The organism is Streptomyces termitum (assembly GCF_014650175.1).
GTDB classification, from domain to species: Bacteria; Actinomycetota; Actinomycetes; order Streptomycetales; family Streptomycetaceae; genus Streptomyces; species Streptomyces termitum.
This window is the reverse complement of sequence record NZ_BMUL01000005.1, coordinates 197,169-215,004: the sequence shown is the minus strand read 5'-3', so window position 1 is coordinate 215,004 and position 17,836 is coordinate 197,169. Positions and strand designations below refer to the sequence as shown.

Genomic DNA, 17,836 nt, shown 5'->3' with positions numbered 1-17,836 from the left:
GGACTCCATGGCCGACATTGAGCGCGTCGGAGTGGTGGGCTGCGGGCAGATGGGCGCGGGCATCGCCGAAGTGTGTGCCCGCAGCGGCCTTGAGGTGAGGGTCGCCGAGACCACCGGCGAGGCGCTGGAGATCGGCCGCACCCGGCTGCTCAACTCGCTGACCAAGGCCGCCGAACGCGGCAAGATCAGCGAGGAGGAGCGCGACGCGGCGCTGGCCCGCCTCAGCTTCACCACCGACCTGGGCGAGTTCGCCGACCGCGACCTCGTCATCGAGGCGGTCGTGGAGAACGAGCAGGTCAAGACCGAGATCTTCCAGGTGCTCGACCAGGTCCTCACCCGGCCCGACGCCATCCTGGCCTCGAACACCTCCTCCATCCCGCTGGTGAAGCTGGCCGTGGCGACCTCCCGCCCCGACCACGTCATCGGCATCCACTTCTTCAACCCGGCCCCGGTGCAGAAGCTGGTCGAGCTGATCCCCGCCCTCACCACCTCCGAGGGCACGATCAGCCGGGCGCAGGGCTTCGCCGAGAAGCTGCTCGGCAAGCACGCGATCCGCGCCCAGGACCGCTCCGGCTTCGTGGTGAACGCGCTGCTGGTTCCGTACCTGCTCTCCGCGATCCGGATGTTCGAGTCCGGCATCGCGAGCCGCGAGGACATCGACAACGGCATGGAGTACGGCTGCGCCCACCCGATGGGCCCGCTGAAGCTCTCCGACCTCATCGGCCTCGACACGATCGCCTCGATCGCGGACTCGATGTACTCCGAGTTCAAGGAGCCGCTGTACGCCGCTCCCCCGCTGCTCCAGCGGATGGTCGACGCGGGCCGGCTCGGCCGCAAGTCCGGCTCGGGCTTCTACGTCTACCCCTGACGCGCCCCCTTCCGTACGGCCCGCCCTCCCGCCCCGGGAGCGCGGGCCGTACGGCTGCTCAGCCGAGCCGCAGGTGGTGGAGGAGGAGCAGGCCGGCCGCCGTGTTCGCGGCCGGGACCTCGCCCCGGGCGATCAGCTCCGGGACCTCCTTGAGCGGCACCCAGGCGCGCCGGGAGGACTCGAAGGCGTCGGCCGGCGGGCCGATCCTGACCGCCCGGTCGGTCCAGTACAGGTGGTGGCGGGCGTCGCTGAGCCCGTTGGAGGGCTCGACGGTGAGCAGCGGGCGGAGCGGGCCGGGCCGCCAGCCGGTCTCCTCCTCCATCTCGCGGGCGGCGGCCGCTTCGAGGCCCTCGCCGTCCTCGACGACGCCGGCCGCCAGCTCCCAGCCCCAGCTGTCGGTGATGAAGCGGTGGCGCCAGAGCAGCAGGACCTCGTCGGCGTCGTTGACGGCGGTCGCGGCGGCGACGGGGCGGAGGCGGATCAGATAGTGGTCGAGGCGGCGGCCGTCCGGGAGTTCGACGTCCGCGAGGTTCACCCGGAACCAGCGGTTCTCATAGACAGGGCGCTCACTTCTTTTCGTCCACTGCACGTTTTTGCCACCTTCCGACTGATCGGAGTGCATTCGGTGGCCATATCGCAGCAGGCAAACGGTCACAACGGAACGCGCAACGCCCCGTCGATCAGCTCCGCCGCCTCCCGCGCCTCCCCCGCGTCGCAGGCCAGCAGCTCCTCCCGGGCCTCCCGCAGCCGCTCCCGCAGCCGCCGCGACTCCATCCCGCGCGCCCGCTCCGTCATCTCCACCGCCGTCCGGGCCGCCGCGTCGGCCTCGCCCCGGCCCAGCTCCACCCGGCAGAGCAGCGCCAGCCGGTGCACCCGGCCCCGGTCGTGCGACGGCGCCCCGACCGCCCGCGCCGCGTGCTCGTACGCCCCCGGGAGATCACCCATACTGAGGAGGGCCTCCGCCACCTGCACGTTGACGAGACCCGGCTGCACGTACCCCGTCTCGGCCGGTTCCGCCGCCGGCACGATCCGCTCCGCCGCCGTCTCCGCCCGCCGGATCCGCTCCAGCGCCGCCGACCCGTCCCCCAGCCGCGCGTACGCCTTCGCCTGCATCGCCGTCAGATCGGCCGCCAGCGCCGGACTGATCGTCCCGTCCGCCGCCCGCAGCGCCGCCTCCGCGAACGCCACCGCCTGCCGGAACTCCCCCAGGAACAGCGACTGGTTGACCATCAGCGCGATCACATAGGCGCCGAACGCCCGGTCCCCGCTCGCCTTCGCCAGCCGCAGCGCCTGGTGGAAGTAGCGCTGCGCCAGTCCGTGCGCGTCCGCGTCGTAGGCGCAGATCCCCGCCACCGCCACCAGCCCGCCGGTCGCCCGGTGCAGCGCCCGCCCCAGCGCGTCGCTGTACGAGCCGCGCAGCCGGGGCGCCGCCTCGGTGGTGAGGAAGCCGACGATCCGGGCGCGCGTGGCGATGCCGCCCGTCCTCCGGTACATCTGCTCGTAGTGCGTCCGGGCCGCGCCGAGCAGGGCGATGTCCGCGGGGCCCACCCGGGCGGGACCGGACCGGGACACGTCCGCGTCCTCCGGCGGGTTCTCCCACTCCCACACCGGGATGACGGCCGGCGTGCCGGTCACCGCCGGCGCCGCCGCCAGGTACGGGCGCTGCTGCTCGTCGGAGCGCCACAGCGCGGTCGCCCGGTCCACGAAGCCGGAGAGCGGAGTGCCGGGCGCGGGCGGCGCGCCGCCGGGCACTCCGAGCCCGACGTCGTCGAGGGTGACCGGCCGGCGCAGCCGCTCCGCGAGCACCTCGCAGAGCAGGTCCGGCACCTGGCCGCGCGGCCGCTGCCCCTTCAGCCACCGGGCCACGGCGGTGTGTTCGTACCGCAGGGCGAGTCCCCTGGCCCGCCCGGCCCGGTTCACCCGGTCGGCGAGCCCCGCGTGCGAGACGCCCGCCTCGTCCAGGAGGGCGTCGAGCAGGGTGTTGGGCTGCATGGCCCCTCCGGTCACTCGGTGGACTCAGCGTAGCGGGGGGTTCGCGGGCACTCGGGCCGTTTTCGCACGGGGTGTGAACCGAGTACCCGTTCTTCCGGTCCGCGCACGCTGCCGCCGCCCGCCCGGCACCGGTTGACTGAACTCCTCGCCGGTCAGGCGAGGAAGACCGGGCCGCCGGCTCCCCCCTCGAAACAGTGCGGCCGCCCGGTCCGCGCCGCCCGCCCCGCCGATCTGCCCGACGCTCCGTGGCGGGACGGGCGGCGCCGCACCCCGGACCCTCCGCTCAGCAGTGGGTGGAGGGAGCGGGCCGGGGACGGCGCAGCCCGGGTTCGGCGGGCTGCGCCGGCACCCGGACCCGGTCGTTGCGGAGCGCGAGCAGCGCCACGTCGTCGGCGAGCCGGCCGCCGGTGTGCCGCAGCAGCGCCTCGTGCACCTGCCGGACCAGCGCCGCGGGCGCCCGCTCCCCGCCCCGGGCGAGCGCCGCCTCCAGGGCGAAGAAGCGGCCCCGCCGGTCCCGGGCCTCCTCCGCCCCGTCCGTGTACAGCACCAGCGTCTCGCCGGGCAGCAGCCGGGCGCCGGTGTCCGGGACGAGCGCGGCCGGCAGCGGCAGCACCCCCAGCGGCGGCAGCGGCTCGCCCACCGCCAGCCGCTCCACCCGGTCGCCGAGCCGGTACGGCTCCGGATGACCGCAGTTGAGGACGGCCAGCCGCCCGTCCGGCCGGACCTCCAGGAGCAGCAGCGTCACGAACTCCTCCGCGACCGGATGGGCCGGCGCGCCACCGCCCGCCGCCGGGTGCTCGTCGCGTGCCCGCTCCCGCAGGTGCCGCTGGAGCGCCCGCTCCAACCGCCGCAGCACCCCGCCGAGTTCGGCCTCGTCGTGGGCGGCCTCCCGGAAGCTCCCCAGCACCGCGACGACCGCGCCCAGGGCGGCCAGCCCGTGCCCCCGTACGTCCCCGATCACCACGCGCACCCCGTACGGCGTCGCCACCGCCTCGTACAGGTCGCCGCCCACGGTGGCGCCGCGCGAGGCCGACAACTGCCCGGCGGCCAGGGCGAGTCCGTCGAGCCGGGCGGGCGGCGGGCGGAGCAGCACCTGCTGGGTCGCCTCCGCGACCGCCCGCACCCCGGCCAGCTCGCGGCGCAGCCGCCGCCGCGCCACGAGCAGCAGCCCGGCGCCCACGGCCAGGAAGACGGCGCTGGTGAGGATCCGCACCGGCATCTCCGGCTGCCGGGCCAGCGGACAGCCGAACTTCCACGCCACGGCCAGGACCCCCCACCCGACCGGAAGCCCGTACGGGGCCACCCCGCGGAACCGGGACGCGCCGGGGAGGTGCGCCGGACGACGGACGGCCCGGCTGATACGGCTGGTACGGATCATGTACGGCCCTTCCCGAGCCCCGACAGCACCCGAAGGCCCTGCGGCACACAGGCCCGCTCCTGTGGCCGGGACGATTGTGCCGACCACCCCGTCCGCCACGGAACACCCCCCGGCGATCTCACCCGAAGGAGTGAGCGCCCTCCCTCCGCCGCCCTCCGCCAGGGCCGCGCCACGGGCACATCATTGGCGTCCTCGCGCGTGCGAACGAATCCCGGGCACCCCGGAGTCCTCTCCGAGCGGGCTCGGGATCAGCGTGTCCACGCCTGCCGCATGTGGTCCCTGCTCTCTCCCGGCGCCTCTATCCGATCGAACTCGTGCGCGTTCATCCGGTACAGGACGTCGATGCCGTAGCGGTGCAGAAGCGCCACGTCGGAATCGACGGGCCTGCTCGGGAAGAGCGCGCTGAGGCGCTCGACCTCCTCCGGCCCGTGCGGGGCGTAGTCGAGGAGCTGTCCCAGGGCCATGCGCACGTGGCGGTGGTCGCTGTCGCTCTTGGCCTCGATGAGTTCGGGGCCCTCGCCTCCGACGACGTACAGGTCGGTGATGCCGGCGGGCGTCTTCAGCCGGCTCACGTCGAGATCGCCGAGGGTCTCCTTGTATTCGGTGACCAGCAGGGACTCGGCACGGCGCACCACTATCTCGCGCTCTTCCCTGCGGTAGGTGGTCTTCTCCGTGTGCACGCCCTCCACGGGCACGATCTTCCCCTTGGAGATGAGCTGTGCCACCTCCTTGTCACGGGCGAGCGCGCGCCGGTTCTCGCCGATGGTCCTGATGCCCAGCCCGTCCAGGATTTCCTCGGCCTTCTCCCCGCGCAGAACACGAAGTCCCATGAAGTTGTCACCGGCGTTGAAACTGGGAAGAGCCCAGATCTCCTCGTACGGAATATCGACGGGCCTGAAGGAAAGCAGGCTGTACACGTTCAGCCAGCTTCCGTTCTTCGGGTCCTTCTCCCACATAGCGTCGGCGAAGCCCGCGTTCCTGAACGTGACTCCGATCTCTCCGATGCCACGCACCTTCTTCTGCCCCGTGAAAAGAACCACGTCTCCGGACCCGAGCAGCGACATGTTCCTGTCCTGCGCGGCCGTCGCACCCCAGAAGCGGGCCCGGTCCGACGAGTGCGCGTTCAGGAGCCTCGCATGCTCCTCTTCGGTCAGGGCCTTTCCGCACTTCCCCCTGCCGAACTCCACCTCCTGATCCAAGGTGTCCCGCCAGTGCCGCCTGGCCGCCGGATTTCCGTAAGACGGCTGGATCGCAACGTGCAGCATTCCGCTTTCCCTCTCATGAATCCGATAACCATTCACATCGACGCGTGAACATCGATGCTGCCACATGGACGTCCGGGACGGAGAAATGGTTGTACGACAGCGGAAGAAGTTCTTCCGCAAAGCGGAGGGCCGCCCCGGAAGTGATTCCGGGGCGGCCCTCCGTGGGTGGTGCCGGGGTGTCAGGCGCCGCGCAGGGCGGCGCCGGTGTGCTCGGCGGCCAGGGCGACCGCGGCGTCGCGGGCGGCGGTGGCCTCCTCGACGGTGAGGGTGCGGTCCGCGGCGCGGAACCTCAGCGCGTACGCCAGGGACTTCTTGCCCGCGCCGACCTGGTCGCCGGTGTAGACGTCGAACAGGCGGATGGACTCCAGGAGTTCGCCCGCGCCCTCGGTCAGGTACCGCTCGACGTCGGCGGACGGGACGCTCGCGTCGACGACGAGGGCGACGTCCTGGGTGGCGACCGGGAAGGAGGAGATGCGGGGGGCCTTGACCGGGCCCTCGCTCGCCGCCTCCAGGACGTCCAGGTCCAGCTCCATCGCGCAGGAGCGGGCCGGCAGGCCCAGCGCCTTCACGACGCGCGGGTGCAGCTCGCCGCCATGGCCGGCGAGGGTCGCGACCCCGTCGACCTCCACGTGGAAGGCGGCGCAACGGCCCGGGTGCCACGGGGCGTGCTGGTCGGCGCTGATGATCAGCTCGGCGCCGGCCTCGGCGGCGATCAGGCGGGCGGCCTGGATCGCGTCGGCCCAGTCGGACGGACGGCCCTTGCCCCACCAGCCGGCCTGCTCGCGGGCGCCGGCGAGGACGACGGCGGCGCGGCGCGGCTGCCGGGGCAGCGCGGCGTTGACGCCGGCGATCTCCTCGCCGGTGGGACGGCGGTCGACCGGGAGGCGGACCGCGACCTTCGGCTCGCCCTCGGGCCGGAAGACGAGACCGGTCTCGAAGAGGGCCAGGTCGTGGCTGCCGCGGCTGTCGTTGCGGCGCAGCGCGGCGAGCAGGCCGGGGAGCAGCGTGGTGCGGAGCGCGGGCTCCTCGTCGGAGAGCGGGTTGACGAGGGTGACGACCCGGCGGCGGGCGTCGTCCGCGTCGAGGCCGAGCTGGTCGAGGGCCTGCTGCCCCAGGAAGGGGTAGTTCAGCGCCTCGACGTAGCCGGCGCCGGCGAGCGCGCGGCCGACCCGGCGGTGGACGCGCTGGCGCTCGGTGAGGCCGCGGCCGGCCGGGGGCTTCGGCAGCGTGGAGGGCAGGTTCTCGTAGCCCTCCAGCCGGATGACCTCCTCGGCGAGGTCGTTCGGCTCGTTCAGGTCGGGGCGCCACGAGGGCACCGTGACGATCAGCTCGTCCTGGCCGTAGACGTCGCAGCCGACCTCCTGGAGGCGGCGGACGACGGTCTCGCGGCCGTACGCCACGCCCGCGACCTTGTCCGGGTGGTTCGCCGGCAGGGTGATGGTGCGCGGCGCGGACGGGGCGGCGACCTCGGTGACGCCCGCCTCGGCGGTGCCGCCCGCGAGCAGCACCAGCAGGTCGACGCAGCGCTGGGCCGCGGCGGCCGCGGCCTGCGGGTCGGCGCCGCGCTCGAAGCGCTTGGACGCCTCGGAGGACAGCTTGTGGCGGCGGGCGGTGCGGGCGATGGAGATGGCGTCGAAGTGCGCGGCCTCGACGACGACCTCGGTGGTGCCGGTGACGGCGCCGGTCTCGGGGTCGGTCACCGGGTCGGCGATCTCGGTGTTCGCGCCGCCCATGACGCCTGCGATGCCGATGGGGCCGCTGTCGTCGGTGATGACCAGGTCGGCCGCGTCGAGGACGCGGACGGCGCCGTCGAGGGTGGTGATCTTCTCGCCGGCCTCGGCGCGGCGGACCCCGATGGGGCCGTCGATCCGGGTGCGGTCGTAGGCGTGCAGCGGCTGGCCGAGCTCCAGCATCACGTAGTTGGTGATGTCGACGGCGAGCGAGATCGGGCGCATGCCCGCCTTCTGGAGGCGGCGCTGGAGCCAGATCGGGGACCGGGCCTCGGGGTCGAGCCCGACGACGGTGCGCGCGGTGAAGCGGTCGCAGCCGATCGGGTCGGCGATCCGGACCGGGTAGCCGTACGCGTTCGGCGCGGGGACGTCGAGGAGGGCCGGGTCGCGCAGCGGCAGCCCGTAGGCGATGGCGGCCTCGCGGGCGACGCCGCGCATCGAGAGGCAATAGCCGCGGTCCGGGGTGACGGCGATGTCGAGGACCTCGTCGTACAGCTCCAGGAGGACGGTGGCGTCGAGGCCGACCTCGTGCTCCGGCGGCAGGACGATGATCCCGTGGTTCGGGTCCTCGCCCATGCCCAGCTCCTCGCTGGAGCAGATCATGCCGCGCGAGACCCGGCCGTACGTCTTGCGCTCGGCGATGCGGAAGTCGCCGGGCAGCACGGCGCCGGGGAGGGCCACGACGACCTTGTCGCCGACGGCGAAGTTCCGGGCGCCGCAGATGATCTCCTGGGGCTCGCCGGTGCCGTTGGCGGTGCCGACGTCGACGGTGCAGAAGCGAATGGGCTTCTTGAACTCCGTCAGCTCCTCGATGGTGAGGACCTTGCCGACCGCGAGGGGACCGGTGAGGCCGGCGCCGAGCCGCTCGACGGTCTCGACCTCCAGGCCGGCGGAGATGAGTGTGGCCTGGACGTCTCGGCCGGTCTCCGTCGCCGGCAGGTCGACGTACTCCCGCAGCCAAGAAAGCGGGACCCGCATCAGATCTCCATCCCGAACGGCCGGGTGAACCGGACGTCACCCTCGACCATGTCTCGCATGTCTTCCACGTTGTGGCGGAACATCAGCATCCGCTCGATGCCGAACCCGAAGGCGAATCCGCTGTACTTCTCCGGGTCCACGCCGCAGGCGACGAGCACCTTCGGATTGACCATGCCGCAGCCGCCGAGCTCGATCCAGCCCTCGCTGCCGCAGGTGCGGCAGGGGCGCTCGGGGTCGCCGACGGACTCGCCGCGGCAGACGTAGCAGAGCATGTCCATCTCGGCGGACGGCTCGGTGAAGGGGAAGAAGTTCGGGCGGAGCCGGGTCTTCATGTCCGGCCCGAAGAGCGCCTGGACCATGTGGTCGAGGGTGCCCTTGAGGTCGGCCATGGTGAGGCCCTCGTCGACGGCGAGCAGCTCGATCTGGTGGAAGACCGGGGTGTGCGTGGCGTCGAGCTCGTCGGTGCGGTAGACGCGGCCGGGGCACACCACGTAGACCGGGGGCTCCCGGTCGATGAGGGTGCGGGCCTGGACCGGCGAGGTGTGGGTGCGCAGCACGACGCCGGACTCGTCGCCGGTGGTGCCCTCGGGGCCCTGGACGAAGAAGGTGTCCTGCATCTGGCGGGCCGGGTGGTCCGGCACGAAGTTCAGCGCGTCGAAGTTGAACCACTCGGCCTCGACCTCGGGGCCCTCGGCGACCTCGTAGCCCATGGAGACGAAGACGTCCGCGACGCGCTCCATGAGGGTGGTCAGCGGGTGGCGGGCGCCGGCCGGGATCCGGTCGTACGGCAGGGTGACGTCGACGGCCTCCTCGACGAGGACGCGGGCGTCGCGCTCGGCCTCCAGTTCGGCCTGGCGGGCGGCGAGCGCCTTGGAGACGGCACCGCGGGCCTGGCCGACGAGCTTGCCGGCCGCGGCCTTGGCCTGCGGGGGCAGCGCGCCGATCTCGCGGTTGGCGAGGGCGAGCGGCGAGGTGCCGCCGGTGTGCGCCGTCTTCGCGTGCGCGAGCGCGTCGAGGTCGCCGGCGGCGGCGAAGGCGGCGAGCGCCTCGTCCCGCATGCGCTCGATCTCTTCCGGTTTCAAGGCTTCGACCTCGACCGGGTCGTACGACTTATTGGGTGCCGACATTTCTTCCCGTGTCTTCCGTTGGGCTTGGCTGGGGCGACCCCCGCTCGACGACAAGGGCGCAAACGTGCCAAAGGACGAGTCTAACGGGGTGCGGGGCGACGGGTGAGCCCGTGGGGGTCCCGGCGGGGGGGCCTCGGCGCGGTCCGTCTCGCGGGGCGAGACGTCAGGCGAGGTGGGCGGGGACGCCGACGGGCAGGATAAATCGGAACTCGGCGCCGCCGCGGGGGCCGCGTCCGACGGTGATGGTGCCGCCGTGGGCCTCGACGAGGCCCTTGACGATGTAGAGGCCGAGGCCGGTGCCGCCGCGCTTGCTGCCGCGCCAGAAGCGGGTGAAGACGCGGTTCATCGACGCCTCGGGGATGCCGGGTCCCTCGTCGCTCACGGTGACCTCCGTCCCCTCGTCCGTCCCGCCGGTCCCGGCGCGCCGCCCCCGGTGGGCGGGCGCCACCTCGATGGTGACGGTTCCGGCGCCGTGGCGCACCGCGTTTTCCAGGAGGTTGCCGAGGATCTGGTCGATCTTGTCGGGGTCGGCCCAGAGCGCGGGCAGTCCGGGCCGGATCCGGACGAAGAAGCGGTCCGGGGACTGGCCGCCGGTGGTGTGGACGTGGACGTGCCGGCCGACGGCGGCGGTGATGTCCACGAGCTGGCGGCGGACCTCCAGGCGGCCGGAGTCGATGCGGGAGATGTCGAGGAGTTCGGCGATGAGCCGCTTGATGCGGCCGGCGTCGGCGTCGACGGTCTCCAGCATGAGCCGCTTCTGCTCGTCGGTGAACCGCTCCCACTTGCTGAGGAGGGTGGCGGTGAAGCCCTTGACGGAGGTGAGCGGGGAGCGCAGTTCGTGGGCGACGGTGGCGATGAGCTCGGCGTTGCTGCGCTCGGAGCGGCGGCGGGCCTCGGTGCCGCGCAGCGAGACGACGATCCGGCGGACGGGTCCGGTGGGGTGCTCGCGGACGTACCGGGCGGAGACGAGGACCTCGCGGCCGCCGGGGAGGAGCAGGTTGCGCTCGGGCTGGCCGCGCCGGGTGGCGAGGCCGCCGTACGGGTCGGTGAGGCTCCACCAGCGGTGGCCCTTGAGGTCCTCCAGGGGCAGCACCCGGTCGAGCGGGAGGCCGACCGCCTCGGCGGCGGGGAGGGCGGTGATGCGGCTGGCGGCGGCGTTGAAGCAGACGACGGTGCCGCTCTCGTCGGCGACGACGAGCCCGTCGGGCAGGTCGTCGGGCCCGATGCCCGGCCAGGACGCGGGCGGGTGCGCCTCGGCGCCGTGTCCTGGTGCGGACCGCGCGGGACTGTCCGTGCCGGCCGTCATATCCCCGTCTCCCACCCCTCCGTGTACCGCAGTGGGCCCCGAGTGCGTCACTCTACTGGGCGAGGGTGACCAACGGGAGCCGGAAGGGCACACCGCGTGGCCGGATCCCGACGGTCCGGAGCGGTCCGGGGGTGCTGCCGGGGGGGGCGTCAGGCGGTGCGGCGGGGGCGCTGGGCGCGGGCGGAGGCGTACAGGCAGACGGCGGCGGCGGTGGCGAGGTTGAGGCTCTCGGCCTTGCCGTGGATGGGGACGCGGACGACGGCGTCGGCGAGGGCGCGGGTCTCCTCGGGCAGGCCCCACGCCTCGTTGCCGAAGACCCAGGCGGTGGGGCCGCCCATGGTGCCGGCGTCGAGTTCGTCGTCGAGGTCGTCCTGTCCGGCGCCGTCGGCGGCGAGGATGCGGACGCCGGCGCCCTTGAGGCCGGCGACGGCCTGTTCGACGGGGACGCCGACGGCGACGGGGAGGTGGAAGAGGGAGCCGACGGAGGCGCGGACCGACTTGGGGTTGTAGAGGTCCACGGAGGCGTCGGTGAGGATCACCGCGTCGGCTCCGGCGGCGTCGGCGCAGCGCAGGACGGTGCCGGCGTTCCCGGGGTCGCGGACGTGCGCGAGGACGGCGACGAGCTTGGGGCGCGCGGCGAGGATCGTCTCGAAGGGCGAGTCGAGGAAGCGGCAGACTCCGACGAGGCCCTGCGGGGTGACGGTCTGGGAGACCTCGGCGAGGACGGTGTCGGAGGCGTGGTGGACGCGGGCTCCGGCGGCGCGGGCGGCGTCGACGATGTCGGCGTACCGCTCGGCGGCCTCGACGGTGGTGAAGAGTTCGACGAGGGTGGGGGTGCCGTCCGGGCCCCGGTGCGCGACGGCCTCGCGGACGGCCTGCGGGCCCTCGGCGAGGAAGAGGCGGTCCTTGCCCCGGAAGTTGCGCTTGGCGAGCCGCCGGGCGGCGACGACGCGCGGGGAACGCGGGGAGATCAGCTCGGGGGTGGACATGTCGCGGGGGCTCTCTGTCTCGTCGGAGGCGCGGCGGGGGCGTCGGCGGGGGTCCGGCGGGGCGGGTCCGGCCGGTCGGCCCGCCGGGCGGGCGGCGCGGTGGGGCGGCGTACGGGGGCGGTCAACGCGCCGGACCCGCAGGCGCGGGGCCTGCGGGTCCGGGCAGAGGTACTGCGGCCTGGATGATCAGGCGGCGGCCTTCGGGGCGTTGACGTCCGCCGGCAGCGCCTTCTGGGCGACCTCGACGAGCGCCGCGAACGCGTTGCTGTCGTTGACGGCCAGCTCGGCGAGGATCTTGCGGTCCACCTCGATGTTGGCGGCCTTCAGACCCTGGATGAGGCGGTTGTACGTCATGCCGTTCTGGCGGGCAGCGGCGTTGATGCGCTGGATCCAGAGCTGGCGGAAGTCACCCTTGCGCTTCTTGCGGTCGTTGTAGTTGTAGACCAGCGAGTGGGTGACCTGCTCCTTGGCCTTGCGGTACAGGCGCGAACGCTGACCGCGGTAGCCGGAGGCCTGCTCGAGGATCGCCCGGCGCTTCTTGTGGGCGTTGACTGCCCGCTTGACGCGTGCCACTTCTTACTCCTTGTAGCGGGGCCGTGGTGTGTTCACACGACCCGGAAAACGGATGGGTCCCGGTCTTGGCCGGATGCCCTCGCTCTAGAGAGGGCGGGAGATCAAGCTCAGATGCCCAGCATCTTCTTGATCTTGGCGGCGTCACCCGGGGCCATCTCGGCGTTGCCGGTGAGGCGACGCGTCAGCTTGGACGACTTGTGCTCGAGCAGGTGGCGCTTGCCGGCGCGCTCGCGCAGGATCTTGCCGGAGCCGGTGACCTTGAAGCGCTTCTTGGCACCGGAGTGCGTCTTGTTCTTCGGCATAGCGCCGTTATCTCCTCGTCAGTGGCGCTCCCCCGGTGCGGACACCGGCCAACCGGGAGCGTCAATTCTTGGTGTGGTGGTGCCGGGCGGAATCCGGGGGCCGCCACGGGGACGGCCCCCTCGGATCACGCCTCGGCGTTCTCGGCCGACGTGTCGGCCGAAGCCTCCTCGGCACCGGCCTCCGGAGCCGCCTCGGGCGCGATGCCCTGGCGCTCCGCCTTGCGCGCGGCCTGAGCCTCACGCGCCTCGGCCATGGCCTCGGTCTTCTTCTTGTGCGGGCCCAGAACCATGATCATGTTCCGGCCGTCCTGCTTCGGGTTGGACTCGATGAAGCCAAGCTCCTGCACGTCCTCGGCGAGGCGCTGGAGAAGCCGGTAGCCGAGCTCGGGCCGAGACTGCTCACGACCACGGAACATGATCGTGATCTTGACCTTGTCACCCTGCTTGAGGAACCGGACGACGTGACCCTTCTTGGTGTCGTAGTCGTGCGGGTCGATCTTCGGGCGGAGCTTCATCTCCTTGATGACCGTGTGCGCCTGGTTCTTGCGCGCCTCACGGGCCTTCATGGCCGACTCGTACTTGAACTTCCCGTAGTCCATGAGCTTGCACACGGGCGGACGGGCGTTCGCCGCGACCTCGACCAGATCGAGGTCGTACTCCTGCGCGAGCTCCAGGGCCTTGGCAAGCGGGACGATGCCCACCTGCTCGCCGCTGGGGCCGACAAGACGCACCTCGGGAACGCGAATCCGCTCGTTGATGCGGGGCTCGGCGCTGATGGATCCTCCTCGGTAGCACCACGCGACCGCCTGGGCGGACGGACACGTCACTTCGACTGCGTTGGGACCAACCGAGCGGGCGCACGAAAAATGCCCCGACGGGACACAGGCGGGGCTCCAAAAAGACCGGAGCACCACCACGTCGATCGCGGGGCGCATCGGACGGTTCCATCGTCCGTACGGAACGATGGGGACCGCCTGACCGGTGACCCGCCGCCCGTGAGAGCGGTCAGGTGGGAGATCGGAGCCTCCACTTGTGGGCCGGGCACATAGGTGTCCGGCCGGTCGTCACACCAGGTTAGCAGGACCCGCCGGTCGGCGCGAACCGCCCGCCCGCTTATCGTGTGGGGCATGAGCGAGACCCCCCAGAACGAGACCCCGACCGACCCCGAGACCCCCGACTTCGAGGCCATGACCCGCGACATCGCCGAGGTGCCGGCGGTCGAGGTCATCGTGACCGTCGCCGTCAACCTGATGAGCGCCGCCGCGGTCAAGCTCGGCCTCACCGAGGAGGGCGACGCGCACAAGGACCTCGACGAGGCCCGCAAGCTGATCCACGCGCTCGCCGGCCTCCTCGACGCGAGCACCACGGAGATCTCGTCCTTCCACGCGGCGCCGCTGCGGGACGGCCTGAAGTCCCTCCAGCTCGCCTTCCGCGAGGCGTCCCTCGTCCCCGACGAGCCGGGCCAGGGTCCGGGCGAGAAGTACACCGGCCGCGTCTTCGGCTGACGGCCCCGCGGGACCGGGGCCGTACGGGATCTCTCGTACGGCCCCGGTCCCGCCGGGTTTCAGTCCCGTACGTAGAAGGGCTCGCCCGGGGGCGTGGCCGTGACCGGCAGCAGGGCCAGGTCGAGGCCGCGCACCAGGCGGGCCCTCAGCGTCTCGTCGGCGGCCAGCGCGGAGGCCACCCGCCGGGCCGCCTCCGCGGGGGCCGCGCCGTCGGCGAGGACCAGGGCGAGGGTGCCGTCGGCGGCGCCGGGGCCCAGGTGGGCGCGGAGCACGGCGGGCTCGGCGGCGACCGCCGCGCGGACCGCGTCCCGCACCGCCGGGTCGTCCAGCGGGTCGGTGCTCGCACGTCCCTCGGCCAGGGCCACCAGGGCCGGGCCGCTCACCTGGTACGGCACCGGGCCGGCCATGTCGAGGACCAGGGTGTCGGCCTTCTCGTGGACGAGGGCGGCCAGCGCCTGGTGGAGCGGGACGGCGACGGGCCGGGCCCGCGGGTCCCACAGCGCGAGCGCGGCGGTCGAGGTGAAGGCGGGCAGGCCGCGCCGGTCGCCCGCGGTCAGCGTCGGCACCGCCATGTCGCTGGTCTTCTCCCGCTTGAGCCCGGTCTCCGGGTCGGTCTCCACCTCGCCGAGGACGGCGACGACGGGGACGAGGAGCCGGGCTCCGCGCAGCGCCTCCAGGACCGGGCCGTGGGCGGTTCTGTCCTCCGCCCAGGCCGCCAGGGCCGCGGTGAGCGCCGGGTCGGCGGTGCCGTCGTCGTCGGAGAAACCGGGGTCGGGGATGTTCTTGAGCTCCACGCCCCGAGCGTAGCCGCCGGGGCGCGGGGCGCCGTCCGGCGGGTGGTCAGCGGGGCGCGCGGCCGGCCCGGTGCAGGACCACGGCGGCCAGCAGGAGGAGCGCGCCGAGGCCGCCCGCGAGGGGGGCCAGCAGGCCGGGCGTCCAGCCCTCCTCCTCCGCCGGGCGCGGCCCGGAGCCGAAGTACTGGCCCCGGTAGCCGGCGGTCGCGGTCTTCGGGTCGACGGCCTCCAGGGTCGCGGCGGCCTCCAGGGCGGCGGCCGGGTCGACCGTCCCGTACCCCTTGGCGTCGCTGCGGCCGCCGTCGGGCCGGTCCCGGGCGGTGTCCACGAGGAGCCGCTTGACCTGGGCGGGGGTGAGGTCCGGGTGGGCGGAGCGGACCAGGGCGACGGCGCCGGAGACGAAGGCGGCGGCGGCGCTGGTGCCCCAGCCCTCGTAGTAGCGGCGGTCGGGGTCGGCGATGACGACGTCGACGCCCGGGGCGCTGACCGTGGCGTACCAGCGTCGGGTGGAGAAGGAGGCGCGGGTGCCGTAGCGGTCGACGGCGGTCACCGCGATGACGCCGGGGTAGGCGGCCGGGTAGGAGATGTGGTCGCCCTTCTCTCCGCCGTTGCCCGCGGAGGCGACGACGGCGACGCCCTTCGCCAGGGCGTACTGCACGGCGGCGTCCTCGCCCGGGTCGGGGTGGGCCGACTCCGAGTCGTCGCCGAGGGAGAGGTTGATGACGTCGGCGCCCTGGTCGGCGGCCCAGCGGATGCCCTGGGCGAGGGCGGTGCCCCGGGTCTTGCGGGCCTTGTCGCGGTCCTTGTCCTTGCCTTCGAGGATGACGCGGACGGGCAGGACGCGGACGGACGGGGCGATGCCGAGGACGCCGCTGTCGTCGCCGTGGCCGTGGCCGTGCCCGGCGATGATCCCGGCCATCGCGGTGCCGTGCCGGGCCCAGGCCGGGTCGCCCTCGGCGGCGCCGAAGCCGATGAAGTCCTTGCCCGGCAGGACCGAGCCGATCAGGTCGGGGTGGTCGGCGTCCACGCCGGTGTCGAGGACGGCGACGGTGATCCCCTCGCCCTTGGTGGTGCGCCACGCCTCCTCCGTGCGGAGGGCCTCCAGGCCCCACTGCCGGTCGCGGATCGCGTCGGCGCGGGCCGTGCCGGCGGTCGCGGGCAGCACGGCGAACGCGGCGGCGAGCACGACGGCGGCGGGGGCGGTGAGCGCGGTGCGCGCCCGGCGGCGGACGGTGGCGCGGGGGCGGGGCCTGCTCACCGCTGCTCCTCTTCCTGCGCGGCGGTCCGCGCGGTGGCGCGGAGCTGCTTCTCCAGGCCCTCGGTGATGCCGAGGGCCTCGTGGCCGAGGCCGGACTGGGCGACGGCGTCGCTCCGGCCCTTCTTCATCGCCTGGTCGGCGGGGACCGGGGCGGGGAAGGTGCGGCCGTCGGCGAAGCCGGAGACGGCCGTGACGACGACCGGCAGGTCGGTGGGGGCGGTCGCCCACCAGGCGGCCCGCTGGGCGGGGCCGAAGGCGGCGGCGACGGTCCCGGCGCCCGGGAGGGCGGGCGGCACGTCCTGGCCCAGCCGGGCGGCGAGCTTCCGGCCGTCCAGGGCGCGCTGGGCGGTCACGTCGGCGCGGGTGAAGACCAGGCCGACGGTGAGGACGCTGGTGGCGGTGGCGTCGGTGTACGTGGCGCGCAGCACGCGCTCGCAGCCGAGCGGGCGCACGGCGGCGAGCAGCCGGGGGGCGAGGCTCGCGGCGGTGCAGGGCGCGTCGGGGGCGACGACGACCCGGGTCCAGGTGCGGGCGGAGGGTCCGGGGCCGCCCTGGGGGGCGGTGAGGGTGCGGGGGAAGAGGGTGTCGACGGGCGCGTCGTGCCAGAGCCGCTGGGTGACGGCGTATCCGGCGGGCTCGGCGGACCGGCCGTTCCCGGACGCGGCGAGCCACACCCCGGCGAGCGCGCCGCCGATGAGTCCGACGCCGAGCACGACGCAGGCGCCGACGGCCACCGCCCGTCCGCGCGCCCGCGCCTCGCGCACGGGCCGCAGCCGGGTGGTCGTCTCGACGGGCGCCTCGGCCCCGCCGCCGTACCGGGGGTACCCGCCCACGGGCCGCAGCCGCGTGGTCGTCTCTACGTCCTCCCGCCCGGGGGGCCGGGGAGGGGTGGGGCCGGTCGGCCGCTGCGGCCCGGGGCCGGCCGGTGGGCGGGCGGGCGGGACGGGCATGCGGGCCGGGGGCGCGGCCGGAGTCCGGGCGGGGGCCGGGGCAGAGGCCGAAGGCGGGGCCAGGGCGGAGGGCACGGCCGGAGTCCGGGCCGGGGCTTGGGGCTGGGCAGAAGCCGAAGGCCGGGCCGGAAGGGAGGTTGAGGGCGGGGTCGGGGGCCGGGCCGGGGTGGAGGTGGGGGTCGGTGCGGGGGCCGGGGGCTGTTCCGGGGCGCCGGTGAGTGCGGTGAGGCCGCTGACCGGTGCGGGGCGGTGCTTCTCGCCGTCGGTGGGCGCGGCGGTCCGGGGCCCCGCCGGGTCGGCGGGGGGCGCGGTCCGGGGGCCGGGCACCACGGACCGGGCCGGGGTACGTCCTTCCCCGGCCTCGGGCCGCCCGGCACCGGCCTCCCCCCACGGCTTTCCGGGGCCGGGCGCGACCGCCCCCCGGGGCCGGGCGCCGGCCGGGGGCGCGGGGCGCTGCGGGGCGGGGGCCGCCGGGGGCCGGGAGGGGCCGGGCGGGGGCGGGGTGGTGCCGGATCGCGGGGCGGCGGGCGGCGCCGTGCGGCCGGGGTCCGGGGTGTCGGAGGCCGCCCGGGAGGGCCCTGCGGGGGGCTGCGGGGCCGCCGGGGGAAGGGGGGTGCCGGAGGCCGGGGACGGCCGGGCCGGGGCAGGGGCGCCCGGGGCGCGGGAGGGTCCCGCGGGGGGCTGCGGAGGGGTCGGGGAAGGGGAGGCGTCGGGGGTTTTCGGGGGGTGGAGGGCCTCGGTGATGCGGGAGGGGCGGGGGTTGTGTTCGCTGGTCATCCCGCCCCCTGCTGCCGCCGACAATGCCCGCCACTCTACGGCCT

Annotated in this window: 16 protein-coding genes; 2 read left to right on the top strand and 14 right to left on the bottom strand. The window is 74.4% G+C overall.

From position 1 onward, the window contains the following. Nucleotides 1-7 precede the first annotated feature (7 nt). Nucleotides 8-868 carry a 3-hydroxybutyryl-CoA dehydrogenase gene (locus tag IE219_RS11910; RefSeq protein ID WP_189976612.1) on the top strand — a complete coding sequence of 287 codons (861 nt, stop codon included), beginning with the start codon at nucleotides 8-10 and terminating at the stop codon, nucleotides 866-868. Nucleotides 869-926: 58 nt separating this feature from the next. Here the strand turns inward: IE219_RS11910 and IE219_RS11905 are convergent, their stop codons facing one another. The 11 genes from IE219_RS11905 to infC form a co-directional block, all read right to left on the bottom strand. After that, the gene (locus IE219_RS11905) at nucleotides 927-1,457 is read right to left on the bottom strand and encodes an NUDIX domain-containing protein (protein WP_189976611.1); all 531 of its coding nucleotides are present in this window, start codon (nucleotides 1,455-1,457) and stop codon (nucleotides 927-929) included. A 62-nt stretch (nucleotides 1,458-1,519) separates the two neighbouring features. Next, nucleotides 1,520-2,860 carry an NsdA family TPR-like regulatory protein gene (locus tag IE219_RS11900; protein ID WP_189976610.1) on the bottom strand — a complete coding sequence of 447 codons (1,341 nt, stop codon included), beginning with the start codon at nucleotides 2,858-2,860 and terminating at the stop codon, nucleotides 1,520-1,522. Between the two features lie 283 nt (nucleotides 2,861-3,143). Beyond that, a complete protein-coding gene (locus IE219_RS11895) occupies nucleotides 3,144-4,238 on the bottom strand; it encodes a PP2C family protein-serine/threonine phosphatase (protein WP_189976609.1) in 1,095 nt (364 codons plus the stop codon). 248 nt (nucleotides 4,239-4,486) lie between these two features. Continuing rightward, nucleotides 4,487-5,425 (bottom strand): hypothetical protein, encoded by a 939-nt coding sequence (locus IE219_RS11890; protein ID WP_189976608.1) that lies wholly within the window; start codon nucleotides 5,423-5,425, stop codon nucleotides 4,487-4,489. A gap of 257 nt (nucleotides 5,426-5,682) precedes the next feature. Then, nucleotides 5,683-8,211 carry a phenylalanine--tRNA ligase subunit beta gene (gene pheT / locus IE219_RS11885; RefSeq protein ID WP_189976607.1) on the bottom strand — a complete coding sequence of 843 codons (2,529 nt, stop codon included), beginning with the start codon at nucleotides 8,209-8,211 and terminating at the stop codon, nucleotides 5,683-5,685. Further along, complete coding sequence (gene pheS, locus IE219_RS11880; RefSeq protein ID WP_189976606.1) at nucleotides 8,211-9,338, bottom strand: phenylalanine--tRNA ligase subunit alpha; 1,128 nt, start codon at nucleotides 9,336-9,338, stop codon at nucleotides 8,211-8,213. The genes pheT and pheS overlap by 1 nt, the downstream gene beginning before the upstream one ends. A 163-nt stretch (nucleotides 9,339-9,501) precedes the next feature. Then, nucleotides 9,502-10,644, bottom strand: coding sequence for a sensor histidine kinase (locus IE219_RS11875; RefSeq protein WP_189976605.1), 1,143 nt, complete (start codon nucleotides 10,642-10,644; stop codon nucleotides 9,502-9,504). A gap of 149 nt (nucleotides 10,645-10,793) precedes the next feature. Further along, nucleotides 10,794-11,633, bottom strand: a complete 840-nt coding sequence (locus IE219_RS11870; protein WP_189976604.1) for a TrmH family RNA methyltransferase — start codon at nucleotides 11,631-11,633, stop codon at nucleotides 10,794-10,796. Nucleotides 11,634-11,819: 186 nt separating this feature from the next. After that, a complete protein-coding gene (gene rplT, locus IE219_RS11865; protein ID WP_189976603.1) occupies nucleotides 11,820-12,206 on the bottom strand; it encodes a 50S ribosomal protein L20 in 387 nt (128 codons plus the stop codon). Nucleotides 12,207-12,313: 107 nt separating this feature from the next. Beyond that, nucleotides 12,314-12,508, bottom strand: coding sequence for a 50S ribosomal protein L35 (rpmI, locus tag IE219_RS11860; RefSeq protein WP_015032399.1), 195 nt, complete (start codon nucleotides 12,506-12,508; stop codon nucleotides 12,314-12,316). Between the two features lie 125 nt (nucleotides 12,509-12,633). Beyond that, entirely contained in the window at nucleotides 12,634-13,443 is an 810-nt protein-coding gene (gene infC, locus IE219_RS11855) for a translation initiation factor IF-3 (RefSeq protein WP_229849727.1), read from the bottom strand. A gap of 192 nt (nucleotides 13,444-13,635) precedes the next feature. Between infC and IE219_RS11850 the strand changes: the two genes are divergently transcribed. Further along, nucleotides 13,636-14,013, top strand: coding sequence for a DUF1844 domain-containing protein (locus IE219_RS11850; protein WP_189976602.1), 378 nt, complete (start codon nucleotides 13,636-13,638; stop codon nucleotides 14,011-14,013). Nucleotides 14,014-14,072: 59 nt separating this feature from the next. On the opposite strand, the gene IE219_RS11845 is transcribed toward IE219_RS11850, so the two are convergent. The 3 genes from IE219_RS11845 to IE219_RS11835 are packed head-to-tail and all read right to left on the bottom strand — an operon-like array spanning nucleotide 14,073 to nucleotide 16,898. Beyond that, nucleotides 14,073-14,807 carry an SseB family protein gene (locus IE219_RS11845; RefSeq protein WP_189976601.1) on the bottom strand — a complete coding sequence of 245 codons (735 nt, stop codon included), beginning with the start codon at nucleotides 14,805-14,807 and terminating at the stop codon, nucleotides 14,073-14,075. Nucleotides 14,808-14,853: 46 nt separating this feature from the next. Next, entirely contained in the window at nucleotides 14,854-16,065 is a 1,212-nt protein-coding gene (gene mycP, locus IE219_RS11840) for a type VII secretion-associated serine protease mycosin (RefSeq protein WP_189976600.1), read from the bottom strand. Then, nucleotides 16,062-16,898 carry a hypothetical protein gene (locus tag IE219_RS11835; protein WP_229849726.1) on the bottom strand — a complete coding sequence of 279 codons (837 nt, stop codon included), beginning with the start codon at nucleotides 16,896-16,898 and terminating at the stop codon, nucleotides 16,062-16,064. The genes mycP and IE219_RS11835 overlap by 4 nt, the downstream gene beginning before the upstream one ends. Between the last annotated feature and the right edge of the window lie 938 nt (nucleotides 16,899-17,836).

What these genes read in the sequence shown, in the direction of transcription:
- pheT (WP_189976607.1), bottom strand. Translation starts at nt 8,211, where the DNA reads ATGCGGGTCCCGCTTTCTTGGCTGCGGGAGTACGTCGACCTGCCGGCG.
- IE219_RS11900 (WP_189976610.1), bottom strand. Translation starts at nt 2,860, where the DNA reads ATGCAGCCCAACACCCTGCTCGACGCCCTCCTGGACGAGGCGGGCGTC.
- IE219_RS11895 (WP_189976609.1), bottom strand. Translation starts at nt 4,238, where the DNA reads ATGATCCGTACCAGCCGTATCAGCCGGGCCGTCCGTCGTCCGGCGCAC.
- rpmI (WP_015032399.1), bottom strand. Translation starts at nt 12,508, where the DNA reads ATGCCGAAGAACAAGACGCACTCCGGTGCCAAGAAGCGCTTCAAGGTC.
- IE219_RS11875 (WP_189976605.1), bottom strand. Translation starts at nt 10,644, where the DNA reads ATGACGGCCGGCACGGACAGTCCCGCGCGGTCCGCACCAGGACACGGC.
- IE219_RS11870 (WP_189976604.1), bottom strand. Translation starts at nt 11,633, where the DNA reads ATGTCCACCCCCGAGCTGATCTCCCCGCGTTCCCCGCGCGTCGTCGCC.
- IE219_RS11910 (WP_189976612.1), top strand. Translation starts at nt 8, where the DNA reads ATGGCCGACATTGAGCGCGTCGGAGTGGTGGGCTGCGGGCAGATGGGC.
- infC (WP_229849727.1), bottom strand. Translation starts at nt 13,443, where the DNA reads ATGCGCCCCGCGATCGACGTGGTGGTGCTCCGGTCTTTTTGGAGCCCC.
- pheS (WP_189976606.1), bottom strand. Translation starts at nt 9,338, where the DNA reads ATGTCGGCACCCAATAAGTCGTACGACCCGGTCGAGGTCGAAGCCTTG.
- IE219_RS11850 (WP_189976602.1), top strand. Translation starts at nt 13,636, where the DNA reads ATGAGCGAGACCCCCCAGAACGAGACCCCGACCGACCCCGAGACCCCC.